The sequence below is a fragment of the Caecibacter sp. AF58-12pH5A genome (assembly GCF_027681725.1).
Taxonomy (GTDB): Bacteria; Bacillota; Negativicutes; order Veillonellales; family Megasphaeraceae; genus Megasphaera; species Megasphaera hominis.
This window is the reverse complement of record NZ_JAQDBC010000003.1, coordinates 71,912-96,288: the sequence shown is the minus strand read 5'-3', so window position 1 is coordinate 96,288 and position 24,377 is coordinate 71,912. Positions and strand designations below refer to the sequence as shown.

General features: G+C 49.8%; 25 protein-coding genes and 1 riboswitch. Of the genes, 11 read left to right on the top strand and 14 right to left on the bottom strand.

All coding sequences use genetic code 11. From position 1 onward, the window contains the following. Positions 1–20 precede the first annotated feature (20 nt). The 12 genes from pfkB to rpmH all read right to left on the bottom strand — a co-directional run bounded on the left by pfkB (position 21) and on the right by rpmH (position 10,943). Positions 21–926 (bottom strand): 1-phosphofructokinase, encoded by a 906-nt coding sequence (gene pfkB, locus PGX44_RS02735; RefSeq protein WP_498854158.1) that lies wholly within the window; start codon positions 924–926, stop codon positions 21–23. Further along, on the bottom strand, positions 923–1,717 hold the full coding sequence (locus PGX44_RS02730) for a DeoR/GlpR family DNA-binding transcription regulator (protein ID WP_498854157.1): 795 nt from the start codon (positions 1,715–1,717) through the stop codon (positions 923–925). The genes pfkB and PGX44_RS02730 overlap by 4 nt, the downstream gene beginning before the upstream one ends. 171 nt (positions 1,718–1,888) lie before the next feature. Beyond that, on the bottom strand, positions 1,889–3,178 hold the full coding sequence (locus PGX44_RS02725; protein WP_498854156.1) for an L-lactate MFS transporter: 1,290 nt from the start codon (positions 3,176–3,178) through the stop codon (positions 1,889–1,891). 82 nt (positions 3,179–3,260) lie between these two features. Further along, a riboswitch (ZMP/ZTP riboswitch) is annotated at positions 3,261–3,344 on the bottom strand. A 55-nt stretch (positions 3,345–3,399) separates the two neighbouring features. Then, the gene (locus PGX44_RS02720) at positions 3,400–4,434 is read right to left on the bottom strand and encodes a D-alanyl-D-alanine carboxypeptidase family protein (protein ID WP_498854155.1); all 1,035 of its coding nucleotides are present in this window, start codon (positions 4,432–4,434) and stop codon (positions 3,400–3,402) included. A gap of 46 nt (positions 4,435–4,480) precedes the next feature. Then, complete coding sequence (gene rsmG, locus PGX44_RS02715) at positions 4,481–5,194, bottom strand: 16S rRNA (guanine(527)-N(7))-methyltransferase RsmG (RefSeq protein ID WP_498854154.1); 714 nt, start codon at positions 5,192–5,194, stop codon at positions 4,481–4,483. Next, positions 5,184–7,067, bottom strand: a complete 1,884-nt coding sequence (mnmG, locus tag PGX44_RS02710) for a tRNA uridine-5-carboxymethylaminomethyl(34) synthesis enzyme MnmG (RefSeq protein WP_498854153.1) — start codon at positions 7,065–7,067, stop codon at positions 5,184–5,186. The genes rsmG and mnmG overlap by 11 nt, the downstream gene beginning before the upstream one ends. A 36-nt stretch (positions 7,068–7,103) precedes the next feature. Beyond that, positions 7,104–8,486, bottom strand: coding sequence for a tRNA uridine-5-carboxymethylaminomethyl(34) synthesis GTPase MnmE (mnmE, locus tag PGX44_RS02705; RefSeq protein WP_498854152.1), 1,383 nt, complete (start codon positions 8,484–8,486; stop codon positions 7,104–7,106). 69 nt (positions 8,487–8,555) lie between these two features. Continuing rightward, the gene (gene jag / locus PGX44_RS02700) at positions 8,556–9,410 is read right to left on the bottom strand and encodes an RNA-binding cell elongation regulator Jag/EloR (RefSeq protein ID WP_498854151.1); all 855 of its coding nucleotides are present in this window, start codon (positions 9,408–9,410) and stop codon (positions 8,556–8,558) included. Further along, positions 9,407–10,069, bottom strand: a complete 663-nt coding sequence (locus PGX44_RS02695; protein WP_186502491.1) for a YidC/Oxa1 family membrane protein insertase — start codon at positions 10,067–10,069, stop codon at positions 9,407–9,409. Before PGX44_RS02695 ends, jag begins: the two co-directional genes overlap by 4 nt. 89 nt (positions 10,070–10,158) lie before the next feature. Continuing rightward, entirely contained in the window at positions 10,159–10,368 is a 210-nt protein-coding gene (gene yidD / locus PGX44_RS02690; RefSeq protein WP_186502537.1) for a membrane protein insertion efficiency factor YidD, read from the bottom strand. Beyond that, positions 10,365–10,724 carry a ribonuclease P protein component gene (rnpA, locus tag PGX44_RS02685; RefSeq protein WP_498854150.1) on the bottom strand — a complete coding sequence of 120 codons (360 nt, stop codon included), beginning with the start codon at positions 10,722–10,724 and terminating at the stop codon, positions 10,365–10,367. Before rnpA ends, yidD begins: the two co-directional genes overlap by 4 nt. An 84-nt stretch (positions 10,725–10,808) precedes the next feature. Next, the gene (rpmH, locus tag PGX44_RS02680) at positions 10,809–10,943 is read right to left on the bottom strand and encodes a 50S ribosomal protein L34 (RefSeq protein ID WP_186502493.1); all 135 of its coding nucleotides are present in this window, start codon (positions 10,941–10,943) and stop codon (positions 10,809–10,811) included. Positions 10,944–11,333: 390 nt separating this feature from the next. Here rpmH and dnaA point away from each other — a divergent pair, with 390 nt between their 5' ends. The 8 genes from dnaA to PGX44_RS02640 all read left to right on the top strand — a co-directional run bounded on the left by dnaA (position 11,334) and on the right by PGX44_RS02640 (position 19,630). Beyond that, positions 11,334–12,848, top strand: coding sequence for a chromosomal replication initiator protein DnaA (dnaA, locus tag PGX44_RS02675; RefSeq protein WP_498854149.1), 1,515 nt, complete (start codon positions 11,334–11,336; stop codon positions 12,846–12,848). A 221-nt stretch (positions 12,849–13,069) separates the two neighbouring features. Beyond that, positions 13,070–14,185: a DNA polymerase III subunit beta gene (dnaN, locus tag PGX44_RS02670; protein WP_498854148.1), complete on the top strand. Its 1,116-nt coding sequence runs from the start codon at positions 13,070–13,072 to the stop codon at positions 14,183–14,185. Continuing rightward, complete coding sequence (locus tag PGX44_RS02665) at positions 14,182–14,400, top strand: RNA-binding S4 domain-containing protein (protein ID WP_498854147.1); 219 nt, start codon at positions 14,182–14,184, stop codon at positions 14,398–14,400. The genes dnaN and PGX44_RS02665 overlap by 4 nt, the downstream gene beginning before the upstream one ends. Before the next feature lie 3 nt (positions 14,401–14,403). Beyond that, complete coding sequence (gene recF / locus PGX44_RS02660) at positions 14,404–15,498, top strand: DNA replication/repair protein RecF (protein WP_498854146.1); 1,095 nt, start codon at positions 14,404–14,406, stop codon at positions 15,496–15,498. Further along, positions 15,491–16,429, top strand: a complete 939-nt coding sequence (locus PGX44_RS02655) for a DciA family protein (RefSeq protein ID WP_498854145.1) — start codon at positions 15,491–15,493, stop codon at positions 16,427–16,429. Before recF ends, PGX44_RS02655 begins: the two co-directional genes overlap by 8 nt. Further along, positions 16,395–16,643 carry a DUF370 domain-containing protein gene (locus PGX44_RS02650; protein WP_498854144.1) on the top strand — a complete coding sequence of 83 codons (249 nt, stop codon included), beginning with the start codon at positions 16,395–16,397 and terminating at the stop codon, positions 16,641–16,643. The genes PGX44_RS02655 and PGX44_RS02650 overlap by 35 nt, the downstream gene beginning before the upstream one ends. Before the next feature lie 119 nt (positions 16,644–16,762). Then, a complete protein-coding gene (gene gyrB / locus PGX44_RS02645) occupies positions 16,763–18,682 on the top strand; it encodes a DNA topoisomerase (ATP-hydrolyzing) subunit B (RefSeq protein ID WP_289000998.1) in 1,920 nt (639 codons plus the stop codon). A 132-nt stretch (positions 18,683–18,814) separates the two neighbouring features. Further along, complete coding sequence (locus tag PGX44_RS02640) at positions 18,815–19,630, top strand: hypothetical protein (protein WP_498854143.1); 816 nt, start codon at positions 18,815–18,817, stop codon at positions 19,628–19,630. Positions 19,631–19,649: 19 nt separating this feature from the next. On the opposite strand, the gene PGX44_RS02635 is transcribed toward PGX44_RS02640, so the two are convergent. Continuing rightward, a complete protein-coding gene (locus PGX44_RS02635) occupies positions 19,650–21,011 on the bottom strand; it encodes a hemolysin family protein (RefSeq protein ID WP_498854142.1) in 1,362 nt (453 codons plus the stop codon). A 145-nt stretch (positions 21,012–21,156) separates the two neighbouring features. On the opposite strand from PGX44_RS02635, the gene PGX44_RS02630 reads away from it, so the two are divergent. Beyond that, positions 21,157–21,690, top strand: coding sequence for a DUF2148 domain-containing protein (locus tag PGX44_RS02630; protein WP_498854141.1), 534 nt, complete (start codon positions 21,157–21,159; stop codon positions 21,688–21,690). Between the two features lie 94 nt (positions 21,691–21,784). Continuing rightward, entirely contained in the window at positions 21,785–22,519 is a 735-nt protein-coding gene (locus tag PGX44_RS02625) for a hypothetical protein (protein ID WP_498854140.1), read from the top strand. Positions 22,520–22,558: 39 nt separating this feature from the next. On the opposite strand, the gene PGX44_RS02620 is transcribed toward PGX44_RS02625, so the two are convergent. After that, complete coding sequence (locus PGX44_RS02620) at positions 22,559–23,515, bottom strand: NAD(P)H-dependent glycerol-3-phosphate dehydrogenase (RefSeq protein WP_498854139.1); 957 nt, start codon at positions 23,513–23,515, stop codon at positions 22,559–22,561. Between the two features lie 113 nt (positions 23,516–23,628). Here PGX44_RS02620 and deoD point away from each other — a divergent pair, with 113 nt between their 5' ends. Continuing rightward, a complete protein-coding gene (gene deoD, locus PGX44_RS02615) occupies positions 23,629–24,336 on the top strand; it encodes a purine-nucleoside phosphorylase (protein ID WP_498854138.1) in 708 nt (235 codons plus the stop codon). The last annotated feature ends 41 nt before the right edge of the window (positions 24,337–24,377 follow it).

Below are 24,377 nucleotides of genomic sequence, written 5' to 3'. Positions count from 1 at the left end.
CCTCACTTTCCTACGAGTATCTATAACGTTTTATAGAGAGCACGGATTTCCTGCTCTGTAGCCAGCCATTCCTGAAAGGCTGTGGCACTGCCGGCACACAAGCCCAATTTTAATGCTTCTTCCAAATTGCCGCCAGACGATTCATAGCCTGCCAGGAAACCGGCAACCATACTGTCTCCGGCACCGACGGAGTTGACCATCTTGCCCTGTGGTGCTTCGCGGCGGTACACCTGTCCATCTTCACCGATGAGCAAGGCTCCGGCTTCACCTAATGACACGAGTACGTTGCGGGCCCCCATAGACTGGAGCCGTTTGCCACAGGTAATGATTTCTTCATCTGTATGCAGGATTACACTGAAGAGTTCGCCTAATTCAAATTGATTCGGTTTGATCAGGAAGGGATGATAGGCAATGACATTGCGCAGAAGATCACCTGTCGCATCGACGACAACGCGGATCTGCCGTCCCTGAAGCCGCTTCATGATAGCTTCATACATGTCGCCTGGCAGGACAGATGGGATACTGCCGGCCAAAACCAGCGTATCGCCGGCCTCTAAGGTCTGTATTTTTTCCCACAGGAGCTGCAGCTTAGCTTCCGGTATGTCCGGTCCCATACCGTTGACAGCCGTTTCATCGGCAGCACTGATTTTCAAATTGATGCGGGAATTTCCCTGATCGAGCGTAATAAAATCACAATCGCCGCCGTTCTCTTTGCAAAGCCGGACGATCTCCTGGCCGGTAAAGCCGGCCGTAAAGCCCAGAATCCGGGCCGGAATATGCAGGTTGCCCAGGACCAGGGCCACGTTGATGCCCTTGCCGCCCGGGTAGATCATTTCCTGTTCAGCCCGGTTGATGGCTCCTGTTTCAAAGTGTTTCATGCGTACAACATAATCCAAAGAAGGATTAAAGGTTACCGTGTAAATCACAGTACATGCACCTCCGTTAACTGCTGATACGAGCTAAAGTCCTGAATGCGTTCGTTTTTGGCAGTAATAATCGTAACATCCGGTAATTCGGCAAAGGTAATATGCGAAGCAAGGCCAAATTTACTGGCATCGGCCAGGATATATGCCGTATTACAGCGAACGACAGCCGCTTCTTTGGTAGCCGCTTCTTCAATATCCGGCGTCGTACAGCCTTCATGAAGACTCAGTCCATTAGCCCCAAAAAAGCCCTTCGTAAAGTGATACCGGCTCAGGAGCTGTATGACCTCACTGCCGACGACGGAAGCCGTCGTCCCTTTGACATGGCCTGCCAGGATCCTGACCTGGCAGCCATTACGGGCCAGTTTCTGTGCTAAGGGCAGGCTGTTCGTCATAAACGTCGCCGTAGAGCCAGAGAGGAAATCTGCCATTTGTTCCACTGTCGAGCCGGCGTCGAGATAAACGAAATCGGCCGGTCCGATTTGTCCTGCCGCATATTGGGCAATACGGCGCTTTTCCGGCAAATGAAAGGCATATTTTATTTCTAACTCTTCCATGTTTGCTTCATAACCGGCTGCATCGGAAGGGATAGCCGTAGCACCGCCATGGACACGGCGCAGGCGGCCAGCCTGTTGCAGTACAGTCAAATCCCGGCGTACGGTAGCCTCTGAAATATGAAAATAATCAACCAGTTCCTGTACAGAGGCGGCACCGCCAGCGTTGACAATGCGTACGATTTCTTCCTGTCGTTCTTCTGTAAGCATAGCGTCACCTGTCTTTTTTCTATGTATCATTCCTTATATCTGCCTTTATTATATAATCATAATCAATCATTTTCAATCATTTTTAGTGACTATGTTTAAAAAGCAATCATTTTCAATCATCCATCTAACTACGATATACCGGGACAAAAAAATCCCCCAGGCAGTACCATACTGCCACGGGGGATAGGGGTTAAACAGAGCTTAGCCTTTCACTTCCGCCTTCTGACGGACAGGACGGAGGCCTTCCGCATCACGGCAAACGATGCCATGACGGGTCTGGTATTTGAGGAAGAGCATCAGTGCTAAAGCGCCGACGAAGAAGGCCGAGAAGACCTGCAAGGTAACGGCATAGCTGTTCGTCGTTTCTTTAATCAAAGCCAGCAGCAGCGGACCGGCGACACCGGCAGCGCCCCAGGCCGTAAGAATACGTCCGTGAATGGCACTGAGTTCCCGTGTGCCGAAGAGGTCCGAAAGGTATGCCGGCATGCACGAGAAGCCGCCGCCATAGCAGGTGATGATGAGCAATACGAGAACCTGGAAGCTAAAAGAATTAGTCACCTGAGAAAGCTGCCAGAAGGCGACGATTTCAATGGCAAAGAAGAGGACATACGTAGCCGAACGGCCAAGGTAGTCCGATACGGTAGCCCAGGCGATGCGGCCGGCACCGTTCATAAACCCGATGATACCGACCATGGAAGCAGCGGCCATGGGCGACATGCCGACGACTTCCTGAGCCATAGGGGAGGCGACGGCCAGGAGGGCAATACCACAGGTAATGTTGGTAAAGAAGAGAAGCCAGATCGTGTAGAGCTGCCACGTCTTCATCGCCCCTTTGACCGTAAACTGGGGCAGGGAATCGGCATAGACGATCTTTTTCTTTTCCCCGGCCTGACGCAGGGCCAGATCGGCCTGAGGCACTTCGCCTGCTTTAGGCGGCGCCAAATACAGCGAAGAAGCTGTCATAATGGTCATATAAACGGCTCCCAAGATGAGGAAGTTGGGAATAAGACCTACGTGCTGCACCAGAAGCTGCATAACCGGACCGGCGATCATGCTGGCAAAACCAAAGCCCATGATGGCCAGACCCGTAGCAAAGCCACGGTTATCGGGGAACCATTTGACCAGTGTCGAAACAGGTGTAATATAGCCTGTACCCAGGCCGATGCCGCCTATGACACCATAGCAGATATAGAGCAGGGGCAGGCTGTGGAAATACAGGGCAGCAGCCGTACCAAACATGCCGCTGCAGAAGAAAGCCATCGATAAAAGACCTGACTTGCGCGGTCCGATTTTCTGGACAAAGCTGCCTAAAAAACCTGCTGACAGGCCTAAGAATAAAATGGCCAGGGAGAATGTCCACGTCGTTTCCTTCAGGGAAAAGCCCATGGACTCCATAATCGGGCGGGTAAGGACGCTCCAGGCATAGACACTGCCAATGCAGATGTGAATCCCCATAGCGGACAACGCAATAAGCCAACGGTTCTTTTTCATTGAATCCATCTCTCCTTTGCGGTCGGCCGGCACACAGGCGCACAAAAAGAAGCGCCGGCCGGCTGGCCAAAGCATATTTTCATATCTTTGCCCAGACGGTCGGCGCTTACTACTGCGATACAGTCCACGTGGTTGTTCCACTGATCCGTCAGTCCTGTATCGGAATATTCATGATGTTCTTTTATTATAGCAAGAAAGAGTCTTATGTCAAGAATTAATTTTTATGACTCTGCTCCTTGGGCATTGGCAGCAGAAAGGGCCTGTACCTGTCTCTGCTGAGCTGCAATAGACGATAAGGTCTGTCCTGCCGGTGCATTGCGCAGGACATAGGCTTCTTCTGCATCCCGGTCAGCAGCTGTCGCTGCGGCAGTTTCGCTTTGTGCCGCAGCCGCCTGGCTCGTCGTCTTAGCCGCCGGTGCAGCTGTCGTCTGCGGTGCTGTCGTATCCTTTAACTGCGAAAAACCATACGTGAGCAAGCTTTGGGCATCGGCAGAACGGCTCTGCGAATTGAGTATCGAAACGACGAGAGTATGGCCATCACGCGTGGCCGAAGCGACGAGGCAAGGACCGCCTTCGTTCGTCACGCCCGTTTTGACACCGTTAGCACCGCTAAAGCCACTGGTCAGGAACCCATTGGTCGTTTCACAATGCTTGGTCCCGCTATCGATATAGGGCATATCGTAGGACGTGTGGTTTACAAGGCCGCGGAAATCAGAGGACTGCATCGCATAGGCTGCGATTTTCGCCAAATCGCGGGCTGTCGAATAGTGCTTGGCATCAGGCAGGCCGGTAGGATTGGTAAAATGCGTGCCTGTCGCGCCTAAGGCGGCAGCCTTGGCATTCATTTGCTGCACAAAATCAGCTTCTGTCGGCGCTACCGTTACGGCTGCGTCTATGGCCGCATCACAGCCACCGACGGTCATCATACCGGTCAGGGCATGACGCAAGGTCACTTTATCACCGGCATAAAGGCCCAGCTTGCTGACATCGCCAGGCAGCTGCTGGGAAGCCGGAGCAATCGTAAGAGGCTGATCCAGTTTCCCCGATTCTACACCGAGCAGACTGGTCATAATCATAGTCGTACCACCGGGATACATGCGGTGATCTGCATCCTTGGCGTATAATTCTTTCCCCGTATTGGCATCAATGACACAGGCCGACTGTGCATTGATTTCCGGTGCAGCTGCCATGGCGGCCGCCGTACCCAGGGTAAAGCAGGCTGTAAGCAGGACCAGAATAGATTTTTTAAGAGACATGCTGACACACCCTTTCTATAGGCTGAAAAATATGAATTCAGCTCCATTATAACGGATTTTTGGCAGCCAGTGTAGGCTTGCGCGGATATTTTAAGGGACTCTTGGCGTTCTTGCGGATGTAGAGGACAGCCCGCTTATCTGTAAGCCCCGGCAAGGTCACAGGACGCACAGCTTCCAGGGTCCCTCCTAGCACAGCCAGAGCATGGCCGGCTTCTTTGATTTCCTCTTCATATTGTGCCCCCTTAAGGGCAATGAAAACACCGCCTGTACGCACATAGGGCAGTGCCCATTCGCAGAGAATATTGAGGCGCGCAACGGCCCGGCTGGTAACGACATCGAACTGTTCCCGGTAGGTCTTGTCATGGGCTTTTTCTTCAGCCCGGCCGTGGAGAAATACAGCTCCTGTCAGCGTTAGTTCTGTCGTGACCTGTTCCAGGAAACGCAGCCTTTTTTGCAGGGAATCGAAAAAAGTCATGCGCAGGTCCGGCCGGTAAATGAGCAGGGGAATACCGGGAAAACCGGCGCCAGTGCCTAAATCGAGGCAGGCAGCGCCCTTAGGAAAATACGCGTCCCCATAGCAGGAAAGGCTGTCTGCCATGTGCTTGACCGCTACTTCTTTGGGTTCTGTAATGGCCGTCAGGTTCATGACCTTGTTCGTTTCCAAAAGGAGTTCTTCAAAGCGGCAGAACTGGCTGAGCTGCTGCTCGCTCAGGGAAATATGCATAGCCGTCAGAACGGCAGTCAATTCATTACGAAACATGATTGCCCTCCCGCTTGTTTTGTTCCAGCACGATGAGCAGTGCCGTAATATCGGCCGGAGAAACACCGGAAATACGGCTGGCCTGGCCGAGGGAACGGGGACGGATAGCATCGAGCTTCTGCCGCGCTTCGGCAGACAGCGTATCGATATCTGCATACACGATAGTATCCGGCATGAGTTTTTGTTCCAGCCGGTTCATTTTTTCTACCTGTTCCAGCTGGCGGTTAATATAGCCTTCATATTTGATCATGATTTCGATTTCTTCTTTTACATCAGCATTCAGATCGGGCAGCTCGAAGACTGTCTGCAGCCGGTCATAGGTCAATTCCTGGCGGCGCAGCAGTTCATAGGCCGTAAGCCCAGTATGTACCGGTGCTGTCCCCAAGGCCTGCAGCTTTTCTCCCATGGCCTTGCTGGGCGTAATAGAAATGGCCCGCAGCGCAGCTATGCCGTCGGCAATAGCCTTTTTTTTGGCGCAAAAGCGGTCGTAGCGTGCCTGGCTTACGAGACCCAGGTCGTAGCCCTTCTGGGTGAGGCGCAGGTCTGCATTATCCTGACGCAGGATGAGACGGTATTCACTGCGGCTGGTCATCATGCGGTATGGTTCTTCCGTACCCTTTGTGACCAGATCATCAATCAGTACGCCGATATACGCTTCGGCACGCGTTAAAATAAACGGTTCTTTTCCCTGGACCTTGCGGGCTGCATTAATACCGGCCATGAGTCCCTGGGCGGCAGCTTCTTCATAACCGCTGGTCCCATTGGACTGGCCGGCGGAAAAGAGGCCGCTGACCTGCTTTGTTTCCAAGGCCGGGGTCAGCTGCAAGGGGTCAAGGCAATCGTATTCAATGGCATAGCCCGGACGCATAATGCGCACGTCTTCCAGGCCCGGAATGGTATGCAAAAATTCATACTGCACATCAATTGGCATACTCGTACTCATGCCCTGGACGTACATTTCTTCCGTCGCTTCTCCTTCCGGTTCAATAAAGAGCTGATGCCGTTTCTTGTCGGCAAAGCGGACGATTTTCGATTCGATAGAAGGGCAGTAGCGCGGGCCAATGCCTTCAATCGTACCATTACACATAGGTGCCCGGTCCAGATTTTCCCGGATGATGCGGTGTGTTTCTTCATTCGTAAAGGTCAGCCAGCAGCATTCCTTGTTGCGGTTTTCCCGTTCCGACATAAAGGAAAAGGCGTGACCGTCTGTATCGCCTTCTTGAATGGTCATTTCCTCCGTCCGCAAGGTCCGCCGGTCGACGCGGGCAGGCGTACCGGTTTTAAAGCGCATGAGATGGAGGCCTGCCCCGAGCAGGGAAGCCGACAGGTCTTCAGCCGACCGCTGTCCTACCGGGCCGCCGGAGTAGGTGCACTCGCCAATGATGATTTTCCCCTTTAAGTACGTACCGGTCGCCAAAATGACACAGGCCGCCTTATATACTTCACCTAATTCCGTACGGATGCCCGTTACCTTGCCATCTTCGATGAGGAGGTCCGTCACCATGAGCTGGCGTACATCGAGATTTTCCTGATTTTCCAAGGTTTTCGTCATGGTCATCTGATAGAGCTTTTTATCCGACTGGGCCCGCAAGGAATACACAGCCGGCCCTTTGCCTGTATTGAGCATGCGCATTTGCAGGCATGTCCAGTCCGTATTGATGCCCATTTGTCCGCCTAAGGCGTCGATTTCCCGCACTAAGTGGCTCTTACCGGGGCCGCCAACGGCCGGATTACAGGGCATGAGGGCAATATTATCCAGGTTAAGCGTGGCCATCAGTGTTTTAGCTCCCAAACGGGCACTGGCCAGGGCCGCTTCACAGCCGGCATGGCCGGCACCAATGACGATGACATCGTATGTATCTATGACAAACATGGAAATTCCTTCCTTTGCGTAATGTATGAACTCGTATTATTTTCCCAAACAAAAACGGCTGAATATTTCTTCTACAATATCGGCATGAACCGTTTCCCCCGTAATGGATCCCAAAAGGTCCCAGGCTTCGCGAATATCGACGACAGCACAATCGAGAGGCATGCCGGCGGCCAGGGATTCCTGGGCCCGTGTCAAGGCGGCTGCACTTTGCCGCACCAGCTCGATATGCCGCGTATTGGTCAGGAGGGCACTCTGGCCGTCCATCAGGCCGTGGGCCAGGACTTCCTGGAGCAGGCGCTCTTTTAATGCATCCATACCGGCGCCTGTATTGGCTGAAATAGGACATACAGGGAAGCCGTAGTCCGTCAGGTCAGAGACGGTCACTTCTTTTTGCAGGTCTTCTTTATTTAAGACGATAATGGCTTTTTTGCCCTTTACCGAGGCGAGGATCTGACGGTCTTCTTCCGTCAGGGCCCGGGAGCCGTCAATGACTACCATGACGATATCGGCCCGGTCCAGATATTTCCGGGCCCGGTCGACACCTATCTTTTCGACAGTATCTTCCGTTTGCCTGATCCCGGCTGTATCGACGAGACAAACAGGTACGCCCTGGAGGACGATCCATTCTTCCAGTACGTCCCGCGTCGTCCCCGGTACATCTGTAACGATGGCCCGTTCTTCCTGCAAAAAGCGGTTCAGGAGGCTCGATTTACCGGCATTGGGCACGCCGGCAATGGCTGCAACGACGCCATCGCGGATCATTTTGCCACTTTGGGAGTTTTCCAGCATGGCCTGGATTTTCTCCTGCATCGTCTGCAGGGCTGCACTGACATCAGGTACGACAATATCTTCCAAATCTTCTTCCGGGTAATCGATCATGACTTCCAGGCGCGTAATCAGTTCGGTCAGTTCCTGACGCACAGACCGGACGGCCTGGGAAAGGCGGCCCTCCAGCTGGCTTACGGCACTGGTAAGACCGGCTTTGCTTTTCGCCTGAATGACATCCATCACGGCCTCTGCCTGGGCCAGGTCAATACGGCCGTTGACAAAGGCCCGTTCCGTAAACTCACCGGGATTGGCCAGGCGGGCACCTTGACGCAAAATAAGCGCTAAAATAGCAGCCAAGGACTGACGGCCGCCATGACATTGAATTTCGAGTACATCCTCAGCCGTATAGGAATGAGGGCCCTTCATGATCAGGGCCAATACTTCATCTATGCAATGGCCTTGTTCATCGACAATAGTGCCGTATTGGATAGACCGGTCCCGTCTTTCGCCTAAGGGAGTTTGGGACTGGCTGTGAAAGATACGGTCACCCAGGGTATATGCGTCAGGACCGCTAATGCGGATGGCGCCGATCCCGCTTTCGCCTAAGGGCGTCGTAATAGCCGCAATCGTATCTGTTGCATCGTAGAGCATAGGAAGAGTTCCTCCTTTCAAAAAAACCCGGTGCCAGCACCGGGTTTTTTTGCAGGTGTTATCCTGCGTTTATTCTGCGTAATAAATGACTACATGACGGTAAGGATCCTGTCCTTCACTTTCCGTCCGGACGTGTTCCTTATCCTGCAGTGCCACGTGAATGATCTTGCGTTCATACCCGTTCATCGGTTCTAAAACTACTTTATCGCCTTTTTTCTTAATACGCCCGGAAAGGCGTACAGCCAGCTGTTTTAACGTTTCTTCACGGCGATGGCGGTAATTTTCTACATCGAGCATGACAAAATGACGGCCTTCATGACTCTGATTAATCGTCAGATTCGTCAGATACTGCAGCGCATCCAGCGTTTGTCCGTGCTTACCGATGAGAATGCCCAGATTTTTCCCGTGCAAGTGGAGGACAATCTTGTCCGGCTTGATCATCTTTTCGATCATCACTTGCAGGCCCATATTGGCAAGAACTTCCTGTAAGAAGCGTTTTGCCTGAGCGGCGGCTTCTTCCGCTGTGTATACGGGTTTCGTTTCTTCTGTATCGGCAAGGGCTACAGCCGGTGCTGCTTCCGGTGCGTTAGCAACAGCAGGTGCTGTCATTTCCGCAGCCGGAGCCGTAGCGGCAGGAGCCACTTCTTTTTCTTCTGTAACTGCCTTGCTGTCTTCTTTTTCAACAGCAGGCACAGGTACTTCCTGTGCGGCAGCCGCCTCTTCTTGCTGACGGAAGAGTACATGGGCTGCTTCTTTCTTAGCCGTTACCCGTACTTGGGCAGGCTTGCTGCCAAGACCGAGAAAACCGCTTTTCGGTTCAGCTAATACTTCGACATCAGCTTCATCACGGGTTAATCCCAATTGAACCAGGCCAGAGCGGACGGCATCTTCGATCGTTTTGCCTGTAGCTTCTACACTGTTCATGCATTAGCTCCTTTCTTTTTGCCGCGGAACATGATGAGTTGCTGTACCCACTGGAATACGTTGGAAACGACCCAGTAAATAACAAGACCGCTAGGGAAGCTGATGCTGATCCAGCCGATGAAGAGAGGCATGACGATCTGCATGATTTTCTGCTGCTTTGCCTGCGCATCATTCATCGCTACCTGCGTACCGCTCATCTGCTTTTGAATGCCAAAGGTAGAAATGGCGGAAAGGATAGGCATGATATACGTCGGATCGGCAGCACCCAGGCTGGGCATCCATAAAAAGCTTTCATATGCCGGATCGTAAGGATATGCCCTCAGGGCATAAAAAATAGAAATCAGGAACGGCATCTGAATGATGATCGGCAGGCATCCTGAAAAGGGGCTGACCTTTTCTTCCTTATATAATTTCTGCAGGGCTGCCTGCATTTTTGCCTGGTCGCCTTTGTATTTCTTTTGCAATTCCTTGATCTTCGGCTGTATTTTCTGCATGCCTTCCATGGAATGGATCTGCTTTGCCGTTAAAGGCGCCAGAATCAGCTTGATGATGATCGTCAATAAAATAATTGCAATGCCATAGCTCGGGTAACCAATCATATGGGTGAAGGCATAACAATAATCGAGGCAGACGGACATGAAACCTGTTAATATATCCATAATTCCGCTAAAAAAGCTCAATAAACTCAACTCCTGTCGAATAAAAAGGATAAAAAATCAGACAGCCTCTTTTTCATCTGTCTAATTTATTAAGGTACAGGATCGTAACCTCCCTTATGGAAAGGATGGCATTTTAAAATGCGCTTTACTGCCAGATAACCGCCTTTCAAGGCACCGTATTTCTGTACAGCTTCCAAGGCATAGGCGGAGCACGTAGGGTAAAAACGGCAACATGGCAGCCGTAGCGGAGATACACATACCTGATAAAAACGTATTACGAAAATGAAGAGTGCTTTCATTGCATTCGCTTCTTCCATATATTGGCCCGGCGAAATAGCTGGAGGATACTTTTTTCAGCTTCTTTATATCCTACATCTTTTAAATAGCTGCGTCCGATTAATACTACATCATAGCCGTCCTGCAGGGAATCCTGATGCAAGCGGTAGACTTCCTTCATTAACCGGCGACAGCGGTTGCGTTCTACAGCACAGCCGATCTTTTTCCCTGTAACAAAGCCGATGCGTGACGGCTGTTTCGGGGAACGGGGCAATACGTATAAAACGGCTAAGCGATTTACGAAAGATTTACCGCGGCGGTAGACAAGCTGATATTCCCGGTTCTTACGCAACCGCTTTTCTTTATTTAATTCATACATCGTAAGTTCCTAAGCTGTAATTCCTAAAAATTACAGATGAACAGAAAAATTCCTCTGTGGAACTTTTCTGTTCATCTGAAAAAATTAAGCAGAAAGCTTCTTTCTGCCTTTCATGCGGCGTTTTTTCAAAACCATGCGGCCACCTTTGGTCTTCATTCTTTCACGGAAGCCATGGGTTCTTTTTTTCCACAGTTCGTTCGGCTGATATGTCTGTTTCAATGTAGACACCTCCTTCGTATCGATACAACGTATATAGAATTTACACCATAACAGTGTAATTATAGACAATCCGACTGCTCATGTCAATCATTTCCGCTTACATTTTATTTTTTCCGGTCTTACATGAGGCGAAAAAAAGTTATCCACAGCCCTGTGTACAAGTAAAAACACAAGTTCTATTTGTGTATTATCCACTTTTGATGTACAATGTCAATGTGATCTTCGGGAAGATATTCACCTAGTTATCCACAAGTTATCCACAAAATGTGGATAACTTCCATTATGTCGGAAATTCGATATTCATCGGCTTTCCGTTTTTTTCAGCCCTATTTTACCCACTTTATCCACAAGGGATTATAAACATATCCACAAGAGGAAGGAATGCATGACATGGCAAGCATGGATCTGACATCACTTTGGCTGGGAATCCTGGCTAAAATCCAGCAGGAAATACCTCCACAAATTTATGACAACTGGTTTGAAACAGCCCTGATTCCCTATACGTATGAGAACGATATACTGACTCTCGATACGACAGGCCTCTTTATTTGTAAATTTATCAGCAAAAAATACACAGGTCTCCTGGAAAATGCGGCTTCCCAGGTAACGGGAAAGGCGACAACGGTCCGGCTGATCTATAGCAGTGAAGGCGAAGAAGAAGCCATTGTCAGTACGGCTGCCGAAAAAACGACGAACGCACTGCTACAAGAAACGCATGGCATAGACGAACCGGAATTACAGCCGGAGGAAGCAGAACCAGCAGTAGATCCGCCTATTACGCCAGCCATCGAAGTCGTACAGCCGGAACTTTTCGTCCAGGATGCATTGCCACTGACACCGCCCAAAAACGACGTAAAACCCTTGACGACAGCCGATGAATTAAACAGCAATTATACCTTTGAAACGTTTATCGTCGGCAACAGCAACCGCATTGCCCACGCAGCAGCCCTTTCGATTGCCGAAGCACCGGCCCAGAAATATAATCCTTTCTTTATATATGGCGGCTCCGGCCTCGGTAAAACCCATCTCATGCAGGCCATTGGCCACCGCATTCGTGAAAACTTCCCCAACATGGTCCTGCGCTGCATTACCAGTGAAGACTTTGCCAACGAGCTGATCCAATCCATTCAGGATAAAAGCTCGGAAAGTTTCCGCCAGCGCTACCGCAATGTAGACGTACTGCTCGTCGATGATATTCAGTTTCTCGAAAACAAGGAACACACACAGGAAGAGTTTTTCCATACCTTCAACAAGCTTTACCAGGACCATAAACAAATGGTATTTACCAGCGACCGTCCGCCCCAGGATATAAAAAAAATGGAAGACCGCCTGCGATCCCGTTTCCAAGGCGGCATGGTAACCAGCATCGACCCGCCGGACCTGGAAACGCGTACGGCCATTCTGCGCAGCCGCGCCGAAGCCGAGCATATCGAATTTCAAAAGGAAGCTATCGATTATATCGCTTCGAACGTCAGTGAAAATATCCGTGAGCTCGAAGGCGCCTTCGTCCGTGTCACACTCCTGGCCTCGCAGGCCCATTCTCCCATTACACTGGAGCTGACCCAAAAGGCCTTACAGGACCTGGTAAAGACTAATAATAAAAAGAAGTATATTACGATAGATGAAATTACACGGACTGTCTGCCAATTCTATAAAGTAAAGTATGAAGATCTGATGAGCAAGAAAAAGACGAAATCTATCGTTATTCCCCGCCAGATTGCCATGTACCTTTGCCGGGAATTGACAGAAAATACCTTTCCACATATCGGTACTGCCTTTAGCGGCCGTGACCATACGACAGTTATGCACGCCTGCAATAAAGTATCTGATGAAATTAAAAGCAACGAAAGCTTTCGTAAGATGATTGAGCAGTTAAAGACACAGATTACAGGCGTGGATAAGTAGGCGCACACAATGTGGATAACTAAAAAGTTTTCCACAAGCCCCGAAAAACGGTGGAAATGTGGATAGATAATCTCTGGTTATCCACAATTTATACACACCTGTGGATAGCTGAAAATACAGGGGTTTAACCACTTATACACAATTGCACAGCGCCTATTACTATTATTACGATCTTTTACTCTTTCTCAATTAAACTCACCACAGTAGAAAAGGGGACAACCATGAAACTGAAACTCAAAAAGGAAGATCTCAATAAAGGCCTCCAGGCCGTACATAGAATAGCTCAGCTTAGCACTACGGAACTCCACTCACAATCAGGGTTCCTTATTAAAGCAGTCAGTGAACATATTGAATTTCAAGCCAACGGCTTCGACATGGCAATCCGCATCCATGTACCCGGAATCATAGAAGAAAAAGGAGAAGCATATATAGCTAATCCCTATCTTACAGAACTGACACGTCGCCTGCCAGGAGACGAAATCGAAATGATCAAACAAAACGGTGACACACAGCTCCTTTTAAAGGGTGGCAAACTGAAATTCGAATGCCTGACAATCAACCCGGATGACTTTTCCGAAGTAGATATTGTCAACTCCGGACAAGTCCAATTCACAACAGACAGCATTACCTTAAAAGATTTAATCGAACACACAGCTTTTGCCTGCTCGACAGACACAGTACGCCCTATCTTCTCCGGCACCTACCTGGACGTATCCGGTACGACAATCAATATGGTCGCTACAGATACACACCGCCTGGCCTACAAATCAGCCAGCCTGGAAAAACCAGTCGATCAGCCCTTTAAGGCCGTCATTCCCAGCCGCCTCTTAGCCGAAATTTCCCGTCACTTGCCGACAGATATTCCGGAAATGGTCGATATCATTTTGCTGCGCAATTCTCTGGCCGTAACTTTTACCAACGTATATATGAAGACGCGCCTGATCGAAGGTGAATTCCCCGACTACCACCGCGTCATTCCCAGCCAGTTTTCCTGTGTCGCCACGGTCAACCGCCAGGAATTTACGAATGCCGTCGAACGGGCATCCCTCATCGCTAAAGATGCCGGCTACAATGTCATCGATTTTATGGTTACCAATGAAAGCATCAATATGACCAGCCAGAATCCGGATTACGGTACCATTGCCGACAGTGTTCCCTGCCAGGCTATAGGGGATCCCCTCCATATCGCTTTGAACGGAAAGCTTCTTCTCGACCTCCTGAAACATTGTGAAGCCGACGACGTCGTCTTGAAATTAGGCGAAAACAAACCGGTACTGGTACAAAATAAAGATGATAATAATTGTTTATTTGTCGTAACACCTATGAGGACGAAATGATAAAGAATATTAAAATAAAAACAGATATGATTCAGTTAGACCAACTTTTAAAATTAGCCGATGTGATTGCCACGGGCGGACAGATCCGCATGTTTTTGGATGATAAGAAAATCTTTGTCAACGGCGAACTGTGCCAGGTGAAAAGAAAGCAGCTCCATGACGGCGATGTCGTAGAAGTAAAAGGCTGTGGCACATACCGGGTATGCGGAGAATAAGCTATGCAGATACATCAGATTCGTTTACATAACTATCGCAATTATGAAGCAGAGTGCGTTTCTTTTCCGGCATCTATCGTCATTTTGTATGGAAAAAACGGACAAGGAAAAACGAATCTTTTGGAAGCCCTGTATATGGCCAGCTTTGGCAAATCCTACCGGGGCCTGCAGGATGCGGATCTCATCCGCTTTCAAGCCCAGGAGGCCAGTCTCATCCTCTCTTTTACACGTAACCAGGTTGCCCAGCAGATTAAAATCATCCTTTCCCATACAGCGAAAAAAGAGCTCTGGGTCAATGAAACCAAGGTACCCCAGCGGGAGCTCATCGGCACGCTGAATGAGGTCCTTTTTTCGCCGGAGGATCTGCAGCTGATCAAAGCCGGACCGGCTCTGCGGCGCCGCTTTCTAGACCGGGAAATATCCCAGGTCAGTCCTGTCTATTGCCGCACTCTGCTGCGTTATAACCGGGCTATAGCCCAGCGCAACCTGCTGTTAAAAAAGATGAAATACGAAGGGCCTTTATCGTTAGAAGAATGGGACCGGCAAATTGCCGGCCTGGCTGCAGACATAACGGCACGCCGTCTCGATGCGCTCCATAAAATAGGCTTTCTGGCCGGCGTCATTCACAAACGGATCAGCAGTGGGGAAATACTGGCCCTGGCTTATGAACAGCCCTATGGTGACGGACAGGGAAAGGTGGCAGATGCAGCCTGGTTTTATGAAAAATTGCAGGCCCATTTACAGCAGGATATCTACCATATGTCTACGTCTGTAGGCCCCCATCGTGACGATTTGGTTTTTACCGCCAACGGAGCGGATCTGAAAAAATTTGGCTCTCAAGGTCAGCAGCGTACGGCTGTATTATCGTTAGAATTGGCTGAACTGGAATATATTAAATCGGAAACCGGTGAATATCCGGTCTTACTCTTAGACGACGTCATGAGTGAACTGGACAGCAGCCGCAGACAGGCCTTACTGGCCTTCGTCCGGGGCCGGATCCAGACCTTTATTACGACGACAGAGCCGGATTTATTCCGTTCCATGGAAGGCTGCTCTTTCATCCGGATTGAGCAGGGAAAGGTGGCTGCCTATGACTGAACGAAAAGGCAACTTATCCCAGGCCGGACAAAGTATTCCCACAGTACTAGAAAAATACAAGCTCTTATATCCCTTGCGCTTTTACATGGCTAAGCGGGATTGGGAACAGATCGTCGGCAAACAAGTTGCGAAATATTCTTATATTAAAGATATGGATAAACATGAAGTAGTGATAGGCGTTACCAATTCTATTTGGATGAATCAGCTCTTCATTATCCAGCAGGACATACAAGATAAATTGAATGCCTTTATTGGCAGTGATTTTGTGCACTCCGTCCGCTTTGTCAAAGCCGGCCGCAAACCACTGCCGCCTGTTTTCCAGGAAGAAAAGAAAGAAAACGCACTGCAGAAAAAACTGCATACAGCTATCCGCAATATTGTGCTCAGTGATGAATTTGTCGCAAGCGTCAAGGCGCAGACCGAAGGAATCAAGGAACCACTGCGCAGCAAAATCAGGGCCGCCCGCTATGCCAGTGAAAAGAACCGTCTGGCCCACGAGGCGGCAGGCTACAGGACGTGTCCCCAGTGTGGCCGCTGGCTGGAAGAATGGGAAACACTGTGTCTCTTTTGCCGGCGCAAGGCCTGGCAGGAAAAAATACGCTGGGCCTATTCGATCCTAAAAGAACAGCCCTGGCTGACGCTGGCACAATTTGGCGAGGCCGGCAGCGTGGCCGTCAATAAAGAAGTAGAAAACGTCTATAATGAGGTACGCCGGGACTGCATTTATAAACTCATAGACAAGATTTACCATAATACAGATACGCCGGTGGATGATATTTTGCTCACTCTGTACATTACGCGCAAGACACCGTCAGAGCTGACAGATGATCTGATCCGTAATTTAACGAACCGGTACCGGAAAAAAGAGAACAAAGAAAAAGAAGAAGGGAAGAACCATGTATCTGCACATCGGCGGCAGTCAGATGATTGATGTAAGGCATATCGTCGCCTTTTTTCATAGTGATCCCGGCCGTACGGGCAAGGCCAATCCCGTTACGTCGTATCATTTGCCTTACCGGCTGGCGGACCCGCAAAATGGAGCACACGTACGCAGCTATGTCCTGACGGATGATGCTATTTATGGCTCTCCTCTGGCAGTACAGACACTGGTCCGGCGGTATGAAACGCTGCTGAGTGTGGAATGAACGGGCAAAATTTGGTATAATAAGACGTTGACACATCTTTTCGTATACAGCACTGTGAAATACATACGGAGAGCTGGACTGTGCAATAGCATAGTTTTCAGAATAGGAGGAATCGTTATATGTCGGAAGGCAAGAAAATAAAGTATGGTGCCGAACAAATTCAGGTCCTTGAAGGCCTGGAAGCCGTTCGTAAACGACCGGGCATGTATATTGGCAGTACGAGTCTGCGCGGTTTGCATCATCTGGTGTATGAAGTCGTAGATAACAGTATTGACGAAGCCTTGGCTGGCTATTGTACACATATTGAAGTAGAAATTGAAGCCGATAACAGTATTAGCGTAGTCGATAATGGCCGCGGTATTCCTGTAGCCATGCATAAAGTAGGCAAACCGGCTGTTGAAGTCGTCCTGACAGTCCTGCATGCCGGCGGGAAATTTGGCGGTGACGGCTACCCCATTTCCGGTGGTCTCCACGGCGTCGGTATTTCCGTCGTCAACGCCTTGAGTGAATGGACACGTGTAGAAGTAAAACGTGACGGCTATTTGTATACCATTTCCTTCGCCCGCGGCATTACGGATCAGCCTCTCATGCAGGTACGTCCTTTACATCCCGGCGAAGAAACGGGTACGCATGTTACCTTTAAGCCTGATAAGGAAATCTTCCCCGATACGGTATATGATTTTGACACCTTGAAAACGCGTCTGCGTGAACTGGCCTTCCTCAATAAGGGCCTCCATATTACGCTGACGGATAAACGGGGGGAAGGCAAGCAGGAAGTATATTGCTATGAAGGCGGCTTAACCTCCTTTGTTGAATTTTTGAACGAAAAACGTACCCCTGTGAATCCGACTGTCGTCAATATTGACGGTGAAAAAAATAAGGTCATCGTCGATATTGCCATGCAGTATAACGATGGCTATAGTGAAAATATTTTAAGCTTTGTTAACGACATCTTTACGGAAGAAGGGGGAACCCACCTTTCCGGCTTCCGCTCCGGCCTTACCCGGACGATCAACGATTATGGCCGTCAGGCCGGCCTGATCAAGGAAAACGAAGAAAATCTTTCCGGTGATGATGTCCGTGAAGGGCTGACGGCGGTCATCAGCGTCAAAGTACGGGAACCGCAGTTTGAAGGCCAGACGAAGACCAAGCTCGGTAATAGTGAAGTCAAAGGGATTGTCGATAATATCGTTTCCGACGGCCTGCGGGAATACCTGGAAGAACACCCGGCAGAAGCTAAAAATATTATCAACAAGACCATTTCGGCAGCCCGGGCCCGTCAGGCTGCCCGTAAGGCCAGAGAACTGACGCGCCGTAAAAATGCCTTGGAAATCAGCAGCCTGCCAGGCAAACTGGCTGATTGCTCTGATAAGAATCCGGATGAAACGGAAATTTACCTCGTCGAAGGGGATTCCGCCGGTGGTTCGGCAAAACAGGGCCGGGATCGTAAATTCCAGGCTATTTTGCCGTTGCGCGGCAAAATCATCAACGTTGAAAAAGCACGTCTTGATAAAATTCTTTCGAATGATGAAATCCGTTCCATGATCACCGCCTTTGGCACGGGGATTGGTGAAGAATTTGATATTACCAAACGGCGCTACGATAAAATCATCATCATGACCGATGCCGATGTAGACGGTGCCCATATCCGGACGCTGCTTCTGACGTTCTTCTACCGTTTCATGAAACCCCTCATCGAAGAAGGCCATGTCTATATTGCCCAGCCGCCTCTCTATCAGGTACGCAAGGGCAAACAGGTCTGGTATCTCTATACAGATGAAGCGATGAATGCCAAACTGGCTGAACTGGGCAACGATTCGTCTGTTGTCGTCCAGCGCTATAAAGGCTTAGGGGAAATGAACCCGGAACAGCTCTGGGAAACGACGATGGATCCGGCTAACCGGACCATGCTCAAGGTCCATTTGGAAGATGCTGTCGCTGCTGACCAGATCTTCTCGGTCCTCATGGGCGACAAAGTAGAACCGCGCCGTAAATTCATTGAAGAAAACGCGAAAAAAGTACGTAATCTCGATTTGTAAGCCAATAAAAAAGCAGTTTTCCCATAACCTGGGAGAACTGCTTTTTTTACTTGTTCCAGATTCATTGCACCCGGACCGGACAGGCTTTATAATGAAAGAGTAAAGGTTAGCTTTAGAAAGGGGGACGAGCCCATGCTGAAAAAATGGGTTATTACGAGCCTTAGCGCGTGTCTCCTGTGCGGCACGGTCCTGGCGGCTGCGCCGGCAGAAACGACGGCGCCTGCAGGCACAGCGGCACCGGGAACGGCCGTTACGGCACCGGTGATACCGGAAGTACAGACAGACCCGGCTGTGAATATGAAGCATCCGGAAAAGTATTATCTCGTTTCCGGTTCAACCTATGAAAAGGTAACGGGCCTCTTAGAAGAAATTGCCAAAGAGCGGACGGGCCTGCCGGCCGTAAGAAGCCAGTATTATTACCGCGTAGAAAAGAACCTGACAAGTAACTATTTGTACAGCGTCAAAGCCTATGCTACGGACACGCATGTTCTTATAGGCAGTTATTTCGTGGCCAAGGATGGTTCCTGCGTCTGGCGCTTATCCCAAAACGGCGATGGGGCTATGATCTTTGGTACAGCTGACAAGTTGCTGGAAAAAGCTGAAGTCGTCGTCTATCCCGATAAAATACAAATGGGCAGCCATGGTATCCTGCGCGTCCACGTGCCGGGACGCCTGCCCTATGATATTAAGGTGACGAGCCTCAACACGTCTATTGCCTCCGTGTCAGATGAACTGAATATTATGCCCCAAAGTGAAGGCAAGACGGATTTGGTTATTGACCTGAAAATGGGAGATACCATACGTACGCTGACTAAGAGCGTACGCGTCATAGAAACGGCTGACCGCCATACGGGCAGCAGCGGCCGGAATGTCGGTGTCGGCATTGGTATTGGCGTCGGCTGGGGCGGTGGCTGGCATCACCACGGCGGCATTGATATTTGGGTCTAGTAAAAAAAACGGAAGAATCTTACGATTCTTCCGTTTTTTCCGGCAGGTTTTGGGTTACGAGAATTTTATCGACCCGCAGGTTATCCATATCCATGACTTCAAAAGTGAAATGCTGCCACGTACACGTGTCTGTTTCTGCCGGTATACGCCCGATTTCATAGGTAATAAAACCGGCTAAGGTTTTATAGAGGTCATCTTCTTCGCCAGGCAGGTCTTCATCCAAATCGAAGAAATCTTTAAATTCTTCAATCGTCAGGAGGCCTTCCATGAGCCATTGGTTGGGTCCCCGGCGGATGATGCGGTTCGCTTCTTCCTGTTTTTCTTCTTCGCCGGCAGGCATGATGCCTACGAGCTCTTCCAGAATATCGTGCAAGGTGACAATGCCGCTCAGGCTGCCATATTCGTCGAGGACGGCTGCTTCATGCACGCCTTGTTCACGGAATACCTGGACGGCCTTCATGATATCCATCGATTCCGGTACGTACGTAGGCCGGCGCAGGCTGGATTCGATGATGTGGATCATGGAAGGAATTTTTTGGCTGTGTACGGCTGCGTGGTATTTGCCAAACACTTCGGCAATAGAAACGATGCCGACAAAGTCATCGAGGGAACCACGGCCAATGGGCAGCATCATGTGATTGCATTCGATCATTTCCTGAATGATCGTGTCTTCCGGATCTTCCAGGTCAATCCAGTCGATCTGGGTCCGGTTGGTCATGATATCGCTGACGTCCATATCGGCCAAACGGAAGACGCGGTCTACCAGCTCCGGTTCCTCTTTGGCAAAGGCACCGAGTTCAGCACCCTGTTCGAGGAGCAGTTTGATTTCATCCTCCGTAACGGGCTGCTTTTTAGGCTGGCTGGCACCCATGAGTTTCATGACGGCCGCTGTAGACGCGGACAGGAACCAAACCAGGGGCGTACAAAACGAGGAAAAATAGAGCATCGGCCGGGCCAGCAGACAGGCAATACGTTCGGGATTATCAATGGCCAGCCGTTTGGGCACCAGTTCTCCTAAAATTAAGGTCAAATAGGTAATGGCAATGACCAGTGCAGCCAGGCTGATAGAATAGGCATAGGGAGCCAGGGAAGGCAACAGTGATATGAGGTATTCCGACATGGGTTCGGCCATGGCAGTACCACCGTAGACACCGGTAAGCAAACTGACCAGGGTCATGCCAAACTGGACCGTCGAAAACATTTTATTTGGGTTTTCCCGTAATTTAATGACGATCTTTGCCGATCCGTTTCCCTCTTCAGCCAGGGATTCCAGTCGGGCTTGGTTGCAACTGACTATGGACATTTCCAGCATAGAAAATATACCGTTACCAATAATCAGCAAGAGGATAACAAGAAATTGTTGTCCTAGTGAAAAATCCAAATTATATGACAGCTCCTTTTAGTAATAAAAAATAATAGTTGTTTGCAACGTATTATACCTTGTTTTCTGTTCTGGTGCAAGAAAAAGGCTGGCTAGGCTCTGGCTGGTCTGCTATGATAGATAAAAATGAAAAGGGGGAATTCACATGTTATATACAGGTGAAGAAATGGAACATACAGCGGTACTGACGACGGCTGCCAGAATGTGTGCAGCTGCCCGTACGGCACCGAAAACACGCCATATCGATGGCATTCATACATTGGTAGTCACTGGGGCAGAAAAAGAAGCCCTGGCGGCTAAAATGGAGGAATTTGGCAAGGCTCATTTTGCTGACGACTGGCAGCACTGGTACGGCCGCGACGCCGGTAACGTACGGGCTGCCGGCGCTGTCGTACTGATCGGTGTCGAAAAAGGATACCGGGGCCTCAAAGAATGTAATTTCTGTGATTTTGGCGACTGTTCCGGCTGCCGTGCTGCCGGTGGCAATTGCGCCTACATTTACGTCGATTTGGGCATTGCCCTGTCTTCGGCAGCGGTCATTGCCAATCTGGACCTGACGGATACGCGAATCTATGCCTCCATCGGCAAGGCAGCCGGTGAAATGGCATACGGCAAAGATTACAAATGGCTGGGAATCGCCCTTTCTGTAGCCGGCAAGGATCCTTTCTTTGATCGCTAGAAAATTGCAAAAAATTCGCCTCTTTTGCCGTTCCTTTTTTTTCAGTATCTGTTATACTATTGAACGAATGATACTTGAGAAAGAAGGCCCTATTGTGAAATTGAAATCTGTATGGAAAAAAGCGTGTCTTTTATCGTTAGGAGCTGCCATTTGCAGCTCAGTCTGCCTGGCGGCAATCCCCTATACGCAGGTACTGATCGGTGGCGTAGGCCCCGGTTCGTCTATGGACTACGTGAAGAGTATTTATGGGCAGCCGGCCAGTACGAGTTTTGATACGCCTGCAGAAGCTACGTATACGTATGGCAATTCCTTTGTCCTCACAGCCAACGCCAGCACGAATACGGTATATACGGTTCTTTCGTCCGGCCATAACGGTCTCAATACGCCAGCCGGTGTCGGTGTCGGTATGGATGCTTCTGTTATTACGGAAAAATATGGTACGTGTGAACGCATTGGCAATGTCAATGGCGTGACGTACTATCATTATGCCATGGAACCCAATCCGGCTATGCCGAACGATTTTGGCGGCTTTAGCTTTGGCGTAGAAAATGGCAAGATTATTTCCATCTGGGCCGGTGTAGTCCCTGACGAATCGGCTCCAGCCGCACCGGTAACGGCGACGGAAGCAGTGCCGGCAGCCGCTGCTACACCTGCCGCTGTTGCACCTGCCGCTGCTGCACCTGTTACGCCGGCAGATACTGAAACCGTAGCCAAGACGATTGCTTCCCACAACGAAGCTGCAACAACGCCGGCAGAGCCGGCAGCGACAACGTCGCAGGTAACGACCGTAGACGGGACAAAAGTGAGCATCGAAAAAGATAACGGCTAATAAGAAAAAGGTATCGCCACAAAAAGCGATACCTTTTTCTTATTCTTCCTTTTGGGAACGAAGGAAGAGATCCTGTAATCCTTCTAAGGGATCTTTTTGATGACAAATGATTTCGTAAATCGTCCGGGTAATGGGCAGCTCTACCTGGTAGGCGCCGGACAAGTCGACGAGAGCCTGGCTGGTATAGACACCTTCGGCCAGCTTGGTAAAGGGTTTGCCCAGGATGAAATCTTCGCCAAAACGGCGGTTATTGCTGTGCCGGGAAAAGAGGGTTGCCTCATAATCCCCTAAGTGGCTTAAGCCGTAGACGGTCATGGCGTCGCCTCCCATGGCGGCGATGAGGCGCGACAGTTCGTGTGTTCCCCGGGCCATGAGGGCTCCCTTGAGGCTCGTATAATGATAGCCGTCGAGCATACCGGCGGCAATGCCAATGACGTTTTTGGCAGCGGCGCCGATTTCTGTACCTAAGAGATCCTTGCCGTAATAAAAACGGATTAAGGGACTGCTGAAGAGATTGGCTATGTGCTTGGTGCGGTCCAAGTTATCCGAGGCCATGACCATACAATTAGGCATGCCGGCGAGGAAATCCTGGACATGTCCCGGACCGACCCAGACAATGGTGTGTACCTGGGGGCCCAGTACTTCTTTCATTACCGTGGTCAGGCGTTTTCCCGTACCGATTTCGAGGCCTTTCATACAGAGAATAAAGGGCGTTTTGGTCAGGCCCGTAGCCTTGATTTGTCCGGCCAGATTGCGCAGCTGCTGGGCGCTGATGCTGATGATGACTACATCAGCACTGGCCAGTGCCCCTGTCAGATCTGCCGTCAGGGCAATATCTCTGGGCAGCGTCATATATTCGTTGCGGCGCTGAGAAATAAGCTCTGCCAAATGAGGGGAACCCGGACGGCCCCAAAGGGTTACACGATGACCAATGTGATGGGCATACCAGGCATGGAAAGCGCCCCAGCGTCCACAGCCTAAAACTGTAATATTCATACCAATCCCTCCTGAAAACCTTTCTTTTATATGGAGTATTATATCATATATCATAACAAGATAAGAAAGATGTGGTAAAATGTAAAGAAAAGGTTACAGAAAGGGGTTTAGCCATGAGCTTACATATTGAAGCAAAGCAAGGGGACATTGCCGACCGGATTTTACTGCCAGGAGATCCCTTGCGGGCAAAGTACATTGCTGAAACGTTTTTGGAAGATGCACAGTGTTACAATCAAATACGGAATATCCTGGGATATACAGGCACGTATAAAGGAAAACGTATTTCTGTGCAAGGCACAGGCATGGGCATTCCTTCTATTTCTATTTATGTGAATGAACTGATTCGCGATTATGGTGTCGAAAAACTCATCCGCATCGGTACGTGCGGTGCCATGCGCGCAGATATTCAGCTGCGTGATGTACTCATTGCCCAAGGGGCAACGACCGATTCTTCTATTATCCGCAATATTTTTGGCCCGTCCATTACCTTTGCACCGTTAGCTGATTTTGATCTCTTGCGTCTTTCCTATGAAAAGGCCAAAGCTGCCGGCGTTTCCGTGCGTGTAGGCAATCTGATTTCCGTCGACCGTTTTTACGATGAAGAAATTGATAACAAAAAACTGACAGATTACGGTATTATGGCTGTCGAAATGGAAACGGCCGCTTTATATGTCCTGGCTGCCCAATATCACGTACAGGCCCTGGGAATTTTTACGGTTAGCGATCATCTCCTCACCGGTGCTGCCTGCACGGCAGAAGAACGGCAGACCTCCTTTAATGATATGATCCGCGTAGCCCTCGATACGGCTGTAGAAGCATAAAAAACGCACAAAAAAAGAATGAGCCGTCATGGCCCATTCTT

Excerpts from the sequence above, each read along its gene's own strand:
- PGX44_RS02730 (WP_498854157.1), bottom strand. The coding sequence starts at position 1,717 with ATGATACATAGAAAAAAGACAGGTGACGCTATGCTTACAGAAGAACGA.
- PGX44_RS02725 (WP_498854156.1), bottom strand. The coding sequence starts at position 3,178 with ATGAAAAAGAACCGTTGGCTTATTGCGTTGTCCGCTATGGGGATTCAC.
- PGX44_RS02720 (WP_498854155.1), bottom strand. The coding sequence starts at position 4,434 with ATGTCTCTTAAAAAATCTATTCTGGTCCTGCTTACAGCCTGCTTTACC.
- rsmG (WP_498854154.1), bottom strand. The coding sequence starts at position 5,194 with ATGTTTCGTAATGAATTGACTGCCGTTCTGACGGCTATGCATATTTCC.
- mnmG (WP_498854153.1), bottom strand. The coding sequence starts at position 7,067 with ATGTTTGTCATAGATACATACGATGTCATCGTCATTGGTGCCGGCCAT.
- mnmE (WP_498854152.1), bottom strand. The coding sequence starts at position 8,486 with ATGCTCTACGATGCAACAGATACGATTGCGGCTATTACGACGCCCTTA.
- jag (WP_498854151.1), bottom strand. The coding sequence starts at position 9,410 with ATGAACAGTGTAGAAGCTACAGGCAAAACGATCGAAGATGCCGTCCGC.
- PGX44_RS02695 (WP_186502491.1), bottom strand. The coding sequence starts at position 10,069 with ATGGATATATTAACAGGTTTCATGTCCGTCTGCCTCGATTATTGTTAT.
- yidD (WP_186502537.1), bottom strand. The coding sequence starts at position 10,368 with ATGAAAGCACTCTTCATTTTCGTAATACGTTTTTATCAGGTATGTGTA.
- rnpA (WP_498854150.1), bottom strand. The coding sequence starts at position 10,724 with ATGTATGAATTAAATAAAGAAAAGCGGTTGCGTAAGAACCGGGAATAT.
- dnaA (WP_498854149.1), top strand. The coding sequence starts at position 11,334 with ATGGCAAGCATGGATCTGACATCACTTTGGCTGGGAATCCTGGCTAAA.
- dnaN (WP_498854148.1), top strand. The coding sequence starts at position 13,070 with ATGAAACTGAAACTCAAAAAGGAAGATCTCAATAAAGGCCTCCAGGCC.
- PGX44_RS02665 (WP_498854147.1), top strand. The coding sequence starts at position 14,182 with ATGATAAAGAATATTAAAATAAAAACAGATATGATTCAGTTAGACCAA.
- recF (WP_498854146.1), top strand. The coding sequence starts at position 14,404 with ATGCAGATACATCAGATTCGTTTACATAACTATCGCAATTATGAAGCA.
- PGX44_RS02655 (WP_498854145.1), top strand. The coding sequence starts at position 15,491 with ATGACTGAACGAAAAGGCAACTTATCCCAGGCCGGACAAAGTATTCCC.
- PGX44_RS02650 (WP_498854144.1), top strand. The coding sequence starts at position 16,395 with ATGTATCTGCACATCGGCGGCAGTCAGATGATTGATGTAAGGCATATC.
- gyrB (WP_289000998.1), top strand. The coding sequence starts at position 16,763 with ATGTCGGAAGGCAAGAAAATAAAGTATGGTGCCGAACAAATTCAGGTC.
- PGX44_RS02640 (WP_498854143.1), top strand. The coding sequence starts at position 18,815 with ATGCTGAAAAAATGGGTTATTACGAGCCTTAGCGCGTGTCTCCTGTGC.
- PGX44_RS02630 (WP_498854141.1), top strand. The coding sequence starts at position 21,157 with ATGTTATATACAGGTGAAGAAATGGAACATACAGCGGTACTGACGACG.
- PGX44_RS02620 (WP_498854139.1), bottom strand. The coding sequence starts at position 23,515 with ATGAATATTACAGTTTTAGGCTGTGGACGCTGGGGCGCTTTCCATGCC.
- deoD (WP_498854138.1), top strand. The coding sequence starts at position 23,629 with ATGAGCTTACATATTGAAGCAAAGCAAGGGGACATTGCCGACCGGATT.